The organism is Endoryza foliicola, assembly GCF_050589245.1.
Classification (GTDB): Bacteria; Bacteroidota; Bacteroidia; order Chitinophagales; family Chitinophagaceae; genus Endoryza; species Endoryza foliicola.
Map to the genome: position 1 here is coordinate 266,366 of NZ_JBOBEW010000003.1, position 13,739 is coordinate 280,104.

At 41.4% G+C, this 13,739-nt stretch carries 12 protein-coding genes; 6 read left to right on the forward strand and 6 right to left on the reverse strand.

Going from position 1 to position 13,739, the window contains the following annotated elements; translation table 11 throughout:
* Window positions 1-8 precede the first annotated feature (8 nt).
* From porQ to ACQ2HE_RS08545, 6 genes are all read right to left on the reverse strand, one after another.
* On the reverse strand, window positions 9-1,028 hold the full coding sequence (gene porQ, locus ACQ2HE_RS08520) for a type IX secretion system protein PorQ (RefSeq protein WP_430898591.1): 1,020 nt from the start codon (window positions 1,026-1,028) through the stop codon (window positions 9-11).
* A gap of 375 nt (window positions 1,029-1,403) precedes the next feature.
* The gene (gene lon / locus ACQ2HE_RS08525; RefSeq protein ID WP_430898589.1) at window positions 1,404-3,821 is read right to left on the reverse strand and encodes an endopeptidase La; all 2,418 of its coding nucleotides are present in this window, start codon (window positions 3,819-3,821) and stop codon (window positions 1,404-1,406) included.
* A gap of 413 nt (window positions 3,822-4,234) precedes the next feature.
* A complete protein-coding gene (locus ACQ2HE_RS08530; RefSeq protein ID WP_430898587.1) occupies window positions 4,235-4,822 on the reverse strand; it encodes a porin family protein in 588 nt (195 codons plus the stop codon).
* Between the two features lie 102 nt (window positions 4,823-4,924).
* Window positions 4,925-5,938, reverse strand: coding sequence for a hypothetical protein (locus ACQ2HE_RS08535; RefSeq protein ID WP_430898585.1), 1,014 nt, complete (start codon window positions 5,936-5,938; stop codon window positions 4,925-4,927).
* A 71-nt stretch (window positions 5,939-6,009) separates the two neighbouring features.
* A complete protein-coding gene (locus tag ACQ2HE_RS08540) occupies window positions 6,010-7,239 on the reverse strand; it encodes a metallophosphoesterase (protein WP_430898583.1) in 1,230 nt (409 codons plus the stop codon).
* Window positions 7,240-7,261: 22 nt separating this feature from the next.
* On the reverse strand, window positions 7,262-7,771 hold the full coding sequence (locus tag ACQ2HE_RS08545) for an NADPH-dependent FMN reductase (RefSeq protein WP_430898581.1): 510 nt from the start codon (window positions 7,769-7,771) through the stop codon (window positions 7,262-7,264).
* Between the two features lie 153 nt (window positions 7,772-7,924).
* Here ACQ2HE_RS08545 and ACQ2HE_RS08550 point away from each other — a divergent pair, with 153 nt between their 5' ends.
* The 6 genes from ACQ2HE_RS08550 to ACQ2HE_RS08575 are packed head-to-tail and all read left to right on the forward strand — an operon-like array spanning window position 7,925 to window position 13,664.
* The gene (locus ACQ2HE_RS08550) at window positions 7,925-8,608 is read left to right on the forward strand and encodes a metal-dependent hydrolase (RefSeq protein WP_430898579.1); all 684 of its coding nucleotides are present in this window, start codon (window positions 7,925-7,927) and stop codon (window positions 8,606-8,608) included.
* Window positions 8,609-8,653: 45 nt separating this feature from the next.
* The gene (locus ACQ2HE_RS08555) at window positions 8,654-9,454 is read left to right on the forward strand and encodes a ParA family protein (protein ID WP_430898577.1); all 801 of its coding nucleotides are present in this window, start codon (window positions 8,654-8,656) and stop codon (window positions 9,452-9,454) included.
* A 57-nt stretch (window positions 9,455-9,511) separates the two neighbouring features.
* Window positions 9,512-10,429: a ParB/RepB/Spo0J family partition protein gene (locus ACQ2HE_RS08560; RefSeq protein WP_430898575.1), complete on the forward strand. Its 918-nt coding sequence runs from the start codon at window positions 9,512-9,514 to the stop codon at window positions 10,427-10,429.
* A 6-nt stretch (window positions 10,430-10,435) separates the two neighbouring features.
* A complete protein-coding gene (locus tag ACQ2HE_RS08565; RefSeq protein WP_430898573.1) occupies window positions 10,436-11,074 on the forward strand; it encodes a DUF5683 domain-containing protein in 639 nt (212 codons plus the stop codon).
* Window positions 11,075-11,117: 43 nt separating this feature from the next.
* Window positions 11,118-11,834, forward strand: coding sequence for a 4-hydroxy-tetrahydrodipicolinate reductase (gene dapB / locus ACQ2HE_RS08570; protein WP_430898571.1), 717 nt, complete (start codon window positions 11,118-11,120; stop codon window positions 11,832-11,834).
* 9 nt (window positions 11,835-11,843) lie between these two features.
* Window positions 11,844-13,664 (forward strand): tetratricopeptide repeat-containing sensor histidine kinase, encoded by a 1,821-nt coding sequence (locus ACQ2HE_RS08575; RefSeq protein ID WP_430898569.1) that lies wholly within the window; start codon window positions 11,844-11,846, stop codon window positions 13,662-13,664.
* The last annotated feature ends 75 nt before the right edge of the window (window positions 13,665-13,739 follow it).

The window sequence follows — 13,739 nt, forward strand, 5'->3', positions numbered from 1 at the left end:
TCGGTCTCTTACCTTTTTGTCTTCTTAATTGTGAAATCAGTGTAAGTAAAAAGGACGCCAAAGTGGTTGATTGCTACATTACTTTGGTAATTGGTTCGGGAGTACTGTATGTTTAACTTCTTTAATATCAGGCCTATACCCAAAGAAAATCCATTTAAACCATTTCCCCCTCTGCCAATATTCAATTCCTTACGACGAAGATAGTTATAACCCGCACTAATTTCAACTTTATCTCCCAAAAATATTTGTGTTCCTAAACTTAAATGTCGCATGAAATTATCCATGATTCCATTTACACTACTGGGTGCAATATCCGAACTGTCGAGCCTAAACCGCTGCATTTGTTGAGCGTTTAGGAAGAATTTAATCGGAGCATTCAACAATTTTTTAGATACTCCCATTTTCATGTCAAAGGGCAATTCAGTGGCACTGGTACCTTGATACGGCTTCAATACTGCCCCCATATTCTGCAAAGCAAATCCAACTTGCCAACCTTGTGCAGTATCAGTGTAAGTCAACCCGGCGTCCATCCCTAAACCCGCTGCACGGTAAAAGCCATATGATGAATGTAGTATCTTCATACTCAATCCATAACGCCATTTATTCGCGTACGATCGGGAAGCAGACAACTGTACCACATAATCATTCGGATGTATTTCTCCATATATAGTACCCGCTGCATCAGTAGATGTAATCGTTCCGTACCTAAAATAATGAATGCCAATACCAAACACCGTTTCCAATTTGGGACTGTAGAGGGCTGAACTTAGTTGATAGGTGTTGATGCTTGCAGGAAAAACTTGAAAGGAGCTGTTGATCCATTGATGTTGAGAAGGATGTAACAAGGCCGGATTCTGAAACAGGCCGTCCACATCTTTTGAGTCGCCTACTACCGAGTAGCCACCCAAAGCGGTAATTCGAGGAGATGCAGGGGTTTTTGCAAATGAAAAATTAGAATTACCTCCCAATGTTTGGGATATACTTACCTGAACACAACAGGTTAATATGAAGGTAACAACCAATCTCACCTTTCAAAAATAAGCCAATCCACCGAACTGCAATAAAAACAAGATCCCCTGCCTGCTCTGACAGAGGATCTTTCTTAACCCTTAAAACAACCAACATGAAAATTCAATACATTAATAACACGGCACTAGCTGTATTGTTCGGAATTATTTTAAATTTTTTGTTCGTTCACCGCAGAGTCCGCAAAGCTCGCGAAGAGGTCGCAAAGCCTCTCATCTTCACGTATCCTTTAATCCTTAAATCCTGATGCTTTTTTCACCGCGGCGCCACAGCGGTCGCAGCGGCAACGCAGCGTATCCTCATGCTTCTTGCATTACTAACTTAAAACTCACGAAGCCCGCGAAAAAGTCGCGAGGCCACTCATCTTCACCTATCCTTTAATCCTTAAATCCTGATCCTGATCCCGCCAACGCCACCTCCAACACCTGCTGCATCGTTTTCACATAATGAAACTCCAAACCTTTGATAAACCGAGCATCAATTTCTTGGATGTCTTTTTCATTCTGCCAACAAAGCACAATTTCTTTCAAGCCGGCTCGCTTGGCTGCTAATACTTTTTCTTTTATACCTCCTACCGGTAACACCTGCCCTCTCAAGGTGATCTCTCCTGTCATCGCTAAAAAAGGTTTCACCCTTCTACCGGTGAGCAAAGAAGTAATGGCTGTAAGCATGGTAACACCGGCACTAGGACCATCCTTCGGAACAGCTCCTTCAGGAACGTGTATATGAATGGTTTTCGTTGAAAACAATGCCGGATCGACTCCGATCTTTTTAGTATTGGCCTGAATGTAACTAAGAGCAGTAGCTGCACTCTCCTTCATTACATTGCCTAAATTACCGGTGAGTTTCAATTCGCCTTTGCCTTCACTCATCGTTGATTCAATGAATAATATATCTCCGCCTACATAGGTCCAAGCCAGCCCAACTGCCACTCCGGGCATATTGGCTACTTTATAAATATCATTGCTGTACCTCGGCTTGCCCAAAATTTTCTCAACATCGGCTGCTGTTACATTTGATTTCACCTTGTCCTTTAAGGCCAATTCTTTTGCTTCAAATCGCATGATCGATGCCAATTGACGATCCAATTCCCGTACCCCACTTTCTCTTGTATAATCTTGAACAATTTTCTCCAACACCTTATCATTGAATTTCAAGTTCACATTTTTCAAACCGTGAGCCTCCAATTGTTTGGGAAGCAAATGACGTTTGGCGATCTCTACTTTTTCTTCGACAGCATATCCATTTAAATCAATGATCTCTAAACGATCACGCAATGCCGGCTGAATTTGCTGCAAGTTATTTGCTGTAGCGATAAATAATACTTTACTTAAGTCGTACTCTAACTCAAGATAGTTATCGTAAAAACTGTGATTTTGTTCGGGATCCAACACTTCCAATAAGGCAGAAGAGGGATCGCCACGAAAGTCATTTCCAATTTTATCGATCTCGTCGAGGATCATTACCGGGTTGGACGATTTAATCTTTCGTATCGATTGCAATACTCTACCGGGCATAGCACCAATATAGGTTTTACGATGCCCGCGAATTTCGCTTTCATCGTGTAAGCCGCCCAAACTCAATCGAACATACTTTCTACCTATCGCGGCCGCAATGCTTCTGCCGAGCGATGTTTTACCAATTCCCGGAGGACCCACAAAACAAAGTATCGGACTTTTCATATCTCCCTTCAACTTCAATACAGCTAAGTATTCAAGTATGCGTTCCTTTACTTTTTCCATTCCATAATGATCTTTGTCTAACACTTTTTTCGCTTTCTTAAGATCATAAGAATCTTCGGTATAGTCTTCCCATGGAAGATCCAGCATCAAATCGAGGTGATTGTATACAACTGAATAGTCGGGTGTACTGGGGTGCATGCGCTCTAACTTTTCAACCCCTTTTTTAAATGCATCTTTTGCAGCTTGTGGCCATTTTTTTGCCTCTGCTTTTTTCTGCATTTCTTTCAATTCACGCTCATTGGTATCGCCCCCCAACTCCTCTTTAATACTTTTCAATTGCTGCTGCAAGAAGTACTCTCGCTGTTGCTTATCTAGTTCCGTTTTTGTTTTATTGGTAACCTTATTCTTCAGCTCTGCAAACTGTAATTCTCGTTGCAACAGTTGCATCAATAAATCGGCACGAGCTTGCAATCCATTGGTACGTAACAATTCTTGTTTCTCTTTCAGGTCAGTATTCATGTTACCTGAAACGAAATTGATCAGAAACGACGGACTTTCAATATTCTTAAGAATGATTGAAGCTTCAGTTGGCAAATTCGGACTCAACTGAATGATCTGTGTAGCGAGGTCTTTAATATTCGAAACATAAGCTTCAAAATCAGTTCCGCCAGGTACTGCATCTTCGTGCAATACTTGGATCTTAGCTTTAAAGTAAGGATCTTCTTCTGTGATCGCTATTAACTGAAAGCGCTTCTTACCTTGAATAATAACGGTAGTGCCACCGTCCGGCATTTTGATCAACTTCACAATCCTCGCTACCGTTCCTATTTCTTCTAAATCGGCCGGACCGGGATCTTCAACATTCGGATCTTTTTGCGCGGTTACCGCTACTAATTTATCCGTCTTGTATGCTTCATTAATCGCTTTAATGCTTTTATCTCTTCCAACGGTAATTGGCAGTACTACTCCCGGAAACAAAACCGTATTGCGCAAGGGCAGCAAGGGCAATACTTCAGGAATCACCGCATCAGCCGTATCTTCTCCATCCTGTTCATTCAAAGGAATCATGGGAATAAAATCCATTTCATCCTCCGGACTCAAATTAAATCTCATAGTATTCTTTAAAATGACAAATTAGCAGCAACGCCTCTGTTAGGCGTCTAAACCGCTGTACCCTAAGATAGTCAAGATTAATGCCATTTCAAGGAGAGGTGCAAATTGGCAGGATCAGTATCAGGATTTAAGGATTAAAGGATGAGCAGGATAATTGGTGAATGAAAGAATGTGGGAGTGAGAGAATGGGGATAGAAGACAAGGAGAAAGAACAGGAGGAGGAACAGGGAGAAGATAATTCGTGAATTGGATAGTTGGAGAATGGGGAAAGAACAAGAACAGGTGGGAGGATACGCTGCGCCGCCGCGGTCAGAAAACCTTCGCGACTACTTCGCGGGCTTTGCGGACTTTGCGGTGAACAAAAAGGCCCCGCAAAAACTGCAGGGCCCTATTACCAAAAGTTGAGTTGCTATTTAGAACAAGTTCAATCCAACATACAATTGCCAACCACGGCTTTTCCAAGAAGTTTGTTGAGAGATATCACCGATATCATTCAAACCAATGGCATAACGTGCACCGGCTTTAATTCCACCTAAATTCAACTGTGCACCACCCAACATAGAGAAGTCGCCTTTAGCAAATGCTTCTTGACCATTGTTCAACAAAGTTTTGCTGTCGTTGATCAAGATACCAAATTGAGGGCCCACTTGGAAGGTAAGTAGTTTAGATGGGCTCAAGTTCAACAGCACCGGAATTTGCAAGTAATTCAACTTAACATCTTTACTGTTCTGAGAGTTAGGAATTACTTGATCAATATCAGTAGCTGTTTGATAATTACTTTGGCTCCACAACAATTCGGGTTGAATACCTACTTTCTTACTGAAGTTCACTGTTGCAAATGCACCTAAGTTATAGCCGAATTTGAACTCATCTTTAAATGATTTGTCGTCAATTTTCATCAAGTTCGCGCCACCTTTGATACCCACATGGAAGCCTTGAGCAAAACTGGCTGTAGTCATTACTAATGCAACGGCTAATACGGTCAGGAATTTTTGTTTCATGTTATTGATTATTTGTTTCAGAGTATAAATTTTCAAGTATTATGCCAATGGAAGTTTTGAGTTGTTAATTTAAATTAAAACCTAAACAATCGAATTTTCAGTTTAAAATGCTATGCTACAGTTTAATGAATACACTACTGTAAAAGGTTCGCTTGCACCTTGTACCAAGTAATAATCAAACAATACTTGTGGCTGAATGAGGAGCTTACCTGTCATGTAACTTCCTCGTATGATTGCACTCGCACTTTGCAGGGCAAAATTCGACTGATCGCTAATATCTGAATTAGACGGAAGCGCATTGGCGCGAATAATATTATTAGAAGAAGAATAAGACGTATTGAATCCGTACATCTGTGTGCCCATGCTCAACATGAGAACCGGAGTAAGCGTAAACAAATCATTCTTTCCAAATATCTTCTCAAAATCAAAATTCTTTCTAACAGAAAGCAACACACTAAAATCTTGAATATTCTCCGTATTCTTTACATTCACATAATAGCTTCGGGTTGTTTGCAAACGACGCAAGTACAATATCTGCTTTTGTTGCTCATAGGAGGTTTTGCTTCCCCAACCGTAACTCACACTAATGGTAGGCCTCACCCACCATTTCTTATAAGAGAAGTAAGCATACAATTCATTTTGAATGGGAGTAGTATAAAAACTTACTGAGTCCTTGGAGAAAAACCTCGAATAAGCCAAACCCGAAGAAAATCCGGATCGAATGAGGTCGTACGAGGGGCTAATGGACCCCTGATAAAAACTAAATTTATTATTATCGGTGGTTGAATAGGCTTGCACACTTAATCCTAAGCCCGATTTATGTAAGTATCCAATACTAGGAGAAAACATTAATTTTTTCTGCGTATTGAGGTATACTGAACTGTTCGATTGCGAAGTATAAAATCCGGTACCGAAACCGAGTCCGATATAGAACTGACTTTTGGGTTTACTGATAGAATCAAGGAAACTGTCGAACCCTTCTAGTAAAGAGTCGAGAATAGCCGTGGTGTCCCCTGTTTTAAAAAGGGAATCCAACTTGGTGGTTACCTGACCGGATGCCGGTCGGGCAGTCAATAAGCACAGAAGGCACAAGAATGCCCACAATGGTTTCTTCATGGAGCCAGCTTAGGGTAATTTGACAAATATAACGTCTTTTAGAACCGTCAAATTGCCGAAAGTTTAATACGTTATGTTAATTCTATAACGGTTATTTCCGGCAAAATCCCTACCCTACCCGGATATCCAATAAATCCAAAGCCTCTATTTACGTAAAGTTTTTGATTTTCTTGCTCATATAAGCCCGCCCACTGCTCGTACATATACTGCACCGGGCTCCATCTGAAACCGGGTAATTCTACCCCGAATTGCATTCCATGGGTATGGCCTGCCAGCATTAGGTCTATGTCTTTGTATTCTTTTCGAACCTCTGCATCCCAATGGCTTGGGTCGTGGCTCATCAATATTTTGAAAGGGTGGTGACCGGCCCCTTCGTAAGCTTCTTTCATTTTACCATATTTCGGGAAACGCCCCTTTGCACCCCAGTTTTCGATTCCCAAAAGGGCTATGGAGTGGCCATCTTTTTCAAAAACAACGTGTTCATTCATGAGCAAACGCCAGCCCATATCGGCATGAACTTGCTTTAAGCGCTCCAAATTAGCTTTTTTAGCGTCCGGACTAGGCCATTGAACATAATCGCCATAATCATGATTTCCTAAAGTAGAATAAACACCCATAGGCGCCTGCAGCTGAGAGAATAGGTCTTGATAATGCTCCATTTCGGTGGCCTTATCGTTCACTAAATCCCCTGTAAATAGGATCAAATCAGGCTTTTCTGAAAGGATTTTCTCGATTCCTTTTGAAACAGCCTTCTTATCAGTAAAACTGCCCGAGTGAACATCTGAAATATGTACGAGTTTGAGACCTTTGAATGGTGCGGGTAAATTGGGGTATTTCAGGCTGACCTTTTTTACCTGATAATTGTATTTGTTATTGAACCCGTAAAGCAGGGATCCGAAGATTCCACCACCCACAGCAATTCCCAACCAACTGATAAAAGTAGAACGGGAAATGGGCTCTCCTACAGCTCGAGCCGTAGCCGGACGCACTTTTTCAGTCAACCAAATGATTATTCGTCTTATGTCGTCTACACTTAAGAAAATCGCAATGATCAACTTCGCAATAAATAACCCTATAATGATAGCGTAAACATTGTTTTTGCGAAAGGGGAGAAAGTCCATATAGGGCATTAACAATAAGGACAAAACAGCTCCAATAGATAAAGTCCAATACGACCAAAAGATAACTGTTCTCCATCGATTTGACGCTGAAGCACTTACCCATTTAATACCTTGGAAAACATACACATCTAACACCACCATGATCGCCAATACGATCCACAAAAATCCCGAATTACGCATATTGAGTTGTTTTAATATTCATTTAGAAAGCTATGAATTCCTCGATTTGCAAATCGACGGCACGACTGGTTTCTTGATCTAAATTTAATACACCGTTGATAACCAATAGATCGACCCGCGAAATGGGCAACTTGTTGGGGTGAACAACGGCTTTTAAATAGTGTAGAATTCCGGTCATGTGTTCCATGCCTCTGAGGTTTCCTGCTCTACCAGACGAAACACCCACCAATAATACTTTTTTTAGGTGCCAAGTTCTTTTATAATCGAGCAGATCGATCATTAACTTCAGAACGCCCGGAACGCTTCCATTGTATTCGGGCATCACAAAAATAAATTTTTGAGCAGGTATAAAGAGACGCTCTTGAAGTTCCAAGAAATCGGGAGTTCGTTGAAACCATTTAAAGCCTTCTAATGAGTACAATTCGCAGGATTTGCCGGCCTTTGTGAGTCGGTTGAAATACTCGGTTGCAACTTTAATACTAGCACTGTCGAGCCGGTTGGTACCGGAAATGATGAGGTATTCAGGGTTCATTTAAAATAATCTAACAAAGCTTGTAGCTTTTGGTTGCCACAATTTATGCCGAAACCTTAAATTTGCCACCTTGTCATCAAAAATGAGCAAGCATTCACCCGCAAAACCCATCAACAGCGAAAATTCAACCATTTTTAACCAACAAAAAAGTGTATGAAACTGAGTTTTTTAGGGCATTCTTGCTTTGTAGTGACCATTAACAACAAAAAAATCTTATTCGATCCCTTTATTACCTACAACGAGTTGGCAAAAGGAATTGTGAGTGCCGATACTGTTGAGGCCGATTACATTCTGGTATCCCATGGACATGCCGATCATATTGCTGATATGGTTGCCATTGCGCAAAGAACCGGAGCCAAAGTAGTGAGTAACTGGGAAATTGTAGAATGGGCTCAAAAACAGGGGTTAACCAATGTACACCCAATGAATACGGGTGGTGCTTGGGATTTTGGTGATTTTAAAGTGAAATGTGTTTCAGCCATCCATTCTTCCGGCTTACCTGACGGATCGTATGGAGGAAACCCGATGGGCTTTATCGTTACCAGCCAAGAAGGAAATTTTTATTACAGTGGCGACACCGCCTTAACCCTTGATATGCAATTGGTTCCACGTTGGGCTTCGCTGAATTTTGCAGTGTTTCCAATTGGCGACAATTTCACAATGAATGTAGAAGATGCCGTTGCCGCAGCTGAATTTGTGAAAGTAAAACAGGTGGTTGGGGTACATTACGACACGTTCGGATACATTAAAATTGATGCAGAAAAGGCAAAAGCCGATTTTGCCGCTTCAGGGGCCACTTTACATTTAGTTCCCATTGGTGGCACAATTGAACTATAATAGGTATATTACCAAAAAAACTCCGCTTCGGGCGGACAACAACATATGGCAAGAGTAATTGGAGTAGCAAATCAGAAAGGCGGGGTAGGAAAAACAACATCCGCAATCAACCTAGCTGCCAGCTTGGCGGTATTGGAATTCAGAACCTTGTTGGTAGATGCCGATCCACAGGCCAATAGCACCACCGGTGTGGGCTTCGATTTGCATAATATTCAACAGAGTTTGTACGATTGCATGGTGAACGATGTAGCAGCACGCGACGTGGTGCTGAAAACAGAGATCCCTAATCTGGATGTTATTCCTTCGCACATCGATCTAGTAGGTGCAGAAATTGAAATGATCAATCATCCCAATCGAGAATCGGTGTTGAAAAACATCCTCGCTCCTATTGCTGATGAATACCAGTTCATCATCATCGATTGCTCTCCTTCACTCGGTTTAATTACAGTGAATGCATTGGTTGCCGCCGATTCTGTAATTGTGCCGGTACAAACAGAATTCTTCGCCTTGGAAGGTCTAGGTAAATTGCTGAACACCATCAAAATCGTTCAAAGTCGATTGAATCCTGAATTGGAAATCGAAGGTATTTTGATGACCATGTACGATGGCCGCCTTCGTTTATGCAATCAGGTGGTGAGTGAAGTGAGAAAGCATTTCGATGAAATGGTGTTCAGTACTATTATACATCGTAATACACGTATCAGTGAGGCGCCTTCAGTGGGTAAACCGGTAATTCTCTACGATGCACAAAGCAAGGGTTCAATGAACTACCTGAATTTGGCGAAAGAGATTTTGCAGAAAAATGATATGACTAAAATAAAACAAGAAGACCGAATTCTTGAATAACATAGATCTGTAGCCGATTCTGGTATTTTTTTTGTACAGCGCAACAATCAACGAGACATGTCAACACCAAAACAGAATAAAGACTTACTAGGGAAAGGGATTCGCTCTCTTTTACAGAGCATCGATTCCGATCTTAAAACCAATACCGGAAATTTAAAAAATACGGTTGTAGAAGCAGTTACCACCATGCAACGCATTCCGGTAACTTCTATCGAAACCAATCCAAAACAACCTCGTCGCGATTTTGATGAACAAGCGCTCCAAGAACTAGCCGCCTCTATCAAATTACACGACCTTGTTCAGCCAATCACCGTTTCTCAATTACCAAATGGTAAATTCCGTTTAATATCGGGTGAACGTCGTTGGCGCGCCTCCAAAATTGCCGGCCTCGTTGATGTACCCGCTTATATCCGTCAGGCAAACGACCAACAACTCCTCGAACTGGCTTTGTTGGAAAACTTGCAACGTGAAGACCTCAACGCAATGGAAGTTGCCCTGAGTTACAAACGCATGATGGATGAATTAAACTATACCCAAGAGCAAGTGGCAGAGCGTATGGGAAAAGAAAGAAGTACCGTTGCCAACTATATTCGGTTGCTTCGACTTCCACCAGACATTCAAGTGGCCGTTCGCAAAGGAGATATCAGTATGGGTCATGCACGTGCTTTGATCAATGTAGATACCATCGACAAACAGCTCTATATCTTCCATGAAACAGTAGAACGCAAATTATCGGTTCGTCAAACTGAAGAATTGGTGCGCAAACTGTACAAAGTGGTAAACCCTGTTAAAAATACGGTAAAACCCACACTGCCGCCCGCTTACAAGAAAATAGAAGATAATTTAGCGTCACATTTTAGTACCAAAGTGAAACTGCAGCACAACAAAAAAGGCTATGGCAGTATCACCATTGAATACTTCTCACTCGATGACTTAAACAGGTTCCTCGACCGTGTTGGAGTATCGGGTAGTTAATCCATTATGAAGCGGATTCTTTTTATTTTATTGATCATTCTACCTGGCATGTTATGGGCTCAAAATGAACCCGTAAAAGACAGTATTGTGGCAGTTCGAGCTACAACTAGCATGCTTGATACCAATAGAATCAAAAAGCACAGCCCAAGAATGGCCACCATTCGTTCCGCCATTATTCCCGGATGGGGCCAAGCTTACAACAAAAAATACTGGAAAATTCCTATTGTGTACGCTGCCATTGGCGTACCTGCCTACTTGTTCTTCGATAACAGAAAATGGTATCAACGGACCCGAGATGCAGCAAAAATGTTGGCCAGTGACCCCATCGATACCCTCAACTACCGCCAAAGAGTTGACCCTAAACTGTGGCCATTCTTCACGATGAACGGTGGCGCCAACTCTTTGTTAAACTACCGCAATGAGTATCGAAAAAATATGGATTATTCGGTTCTCTTCGTCTTATTAATGTGGGGACTTAATGTGGTAGATGCTACCGTAGACGGTCATTTAAAAGGATTTGATATCTCCGATGACCTCTCCATGAAATTAAAACCAACAATTTTACAAAACAGTTCTTCTCTGGGACTGAGTGTGGTATTTACTTTCGGCAAGAATCCCTCAAAAACCATAACTTCACTGCGTTAAAAGGGCAAGCCCTGTTTCTATTATTTTTTATTGATTTAAGTACATGAAAATTGCTTTAATTGGATATGGCAAAATGGGTAAAGCCATTGAAGCCATCGCTCTAGAGAGAGGACATGAAATTGTTTTGAAAATTGATCTGAACAACCAAAACGACCTGAATGCTGAAAACCTAAAATCGGCAGATGTGGCCATTGAGTTTACCGGGCCCGAAAGTGCTTTTGAAAATGTGATGAAAACCCTTGAAACAGGAACCTCCTTGGTAGTAGGCTCTACGGGTTGGTTGCAACATCTACCCGAAGCAGAAGCAGCTGCAAAAAAGTACAATACATCTCTTTTAGTGGCGAGTAATTTCAGCGTTGGCGTGAATATCTTCTTTGAGTTGAATAAAAAATTGGCAGCACTAATGGCGCCTCATTCAGAATACAAAGTGAGTTTGGAAGAAGTGCATCACACTGCCAAAAAAGATGCTCCTAGTGGTACAGCCATCACCCTTGCTGAAGGCGTATTGGCATCTTATCCTTCGAAAAACAAATGGGTAAATGAAGAAACAAACAATCCCGACGAACTCGGCATTGTAAGCAAACGTATTGACCCAGCCCCGGGCACACATATTATCCGTTACACCAGCGAGATAGACGACATTGAAATCACTCATACCGCTCACAATCGAAAAGGATTTGCGGCGGGTGCGGTTTTGGCGGCAGAGTTTATTGCCGGCAAAAAAGGCATCTTCAATATGAGAGATGTTCTTGGACTATAATCATTGAACATGAAATTAAGTTCCTTAACCCTTCTCTTTTGTATTGTATTGATGGGGAGGCTTGCTGCTCAAACAGACAGCCTCAATTCCATTATCAATAACAATAGGTCATCTACATCTGAAAAGCTTAAAGCCTATGGGGGGTTGGCTGCCTATTATAGTTTAAAGGACTTTGACAAAACCATCGCCCTTGGAGAAGAAGCGGCTAAACTGGTAAAATCAAAAGAAGACTCGGCGGCCTATGCCGTAGTATTGCATCATGTAGGCATAGGACATTATTTCAAGGGAAACTACGATAAGGCCGCAGACTATTATTTCAAAGCCCTTCACTTGTTTGAAGAAGGCTCGAATAAAAAAGAGCTGGGCAATACGCTCAATGATATTGCAAAGCTATACCGCAAAACCCGGGACCTAGATCAATCACTTCGTTACTACGACCGAGCCATGGACGTGTTCAAATCTATGAACGATTCGGAAGGAATGCAAATGATCTGGAATGAATCGGGGGTGGTATTTGAATACAAAGAAGACTTTCCTGAAGCCATTCGCAGGTATACTGAATCTTTGAAAATAGCGGAAGCCCGAAAAGACTTAGTGGGCGTGGGTTATGCTAAAAGCTTTATTGCAGGTGTACAAGTGATTCAAAAAAATTTCAAGCCTGCAGAAGTCAACTTATTAGAAGCATTGAAAATCCGTGAGAATTTAAAAGACAGTTTTGCAGTGGCATTAACTCAAACCGATCTTGGAGTTTTGTACAATGCCAGTGGCGACTACCAAAAAGCCATCAAAGCATTTGAGCTCAGTAATAAAACTGCTGCTACCCTTAAGTATGCTGAATTGCAATCGGCCAATTATCGAGAATTGTCTTCCATTGCCGCGTCAATGGGCGACGATAAATCTGCATTGAAATACTATCAACAATACACTTCGATAAAAGATTCATTGTTCAACCTCGACAAAAACAAACAAATTGTTGAATTGAACACGAAGTATGAAACAGAAAAGAAAGAACAGCAAATTATGCTGCAAAACTCTCAACTCAGTTTACAGCAAAGTGAAATTGTAAGAAAGAACATTACGCTGGTTGCGGTTATTGTGTTATCGGTATTGGCATTTTTGTTAGTTTACTCAGGATACAAACGCTATCAATTAAAGCAAGCTACGTTATTGCAGCAAGAACGGATCGTACAGCAAGAACTGGCTACCAGAGCAGTTTTAGAAGCGGAAGAAAGAGAACGCCAACGTATTGCGAAAGACTTACACGACGGGGTAGGTCAAATGATGAGTGCTGCAAAAATGAATTTATCTTCCATTGAACCGGAAATAGCTTTCAGGGGAACGGATCAAAAAAACCGATTCGATAAGATCATTCAATTGGTAGATGAAAGTTGCAAAGAAGTAAGAACCGTTTCTCATAACATGATGCCCAATGCACTGTTGAAATCGGGATTAGCTTCGGCCATTCGTGAATTCATTGATAAAATAGACGACCGTATTATTAAAGTAGATCTTTATAGTGAAGGATTGAATGAACGACTGGATATCAATACGGAAACTGTATTGTACCGCGTAATTCAAGAGTGTGTCAACAATGTAATTAAACACGCACAAGCGAATCACTTAGACATTTCGTTAATTAAAGACCGTGATGGCATAAGTGCTACCATCGAAGACAATGGCAAAGGGTTCGATACTTCAAAAACGGATGTATTCGAAGGAATTGGATTGAAGAACATTCGTACCCGAGTAGAGTTTTTGAAAGGTGAAGTGGACTTTAATTCGGAGCCTGGGAAAGGTACTTTGGTGGCGATTCATATCCCGGGTAATTAAGAATTAAGAATTGGGGCAGCTCGAGAATGTGAATTTTTAATGATTAGCCCATTTAGCCCCTTTTACAATTCTAGA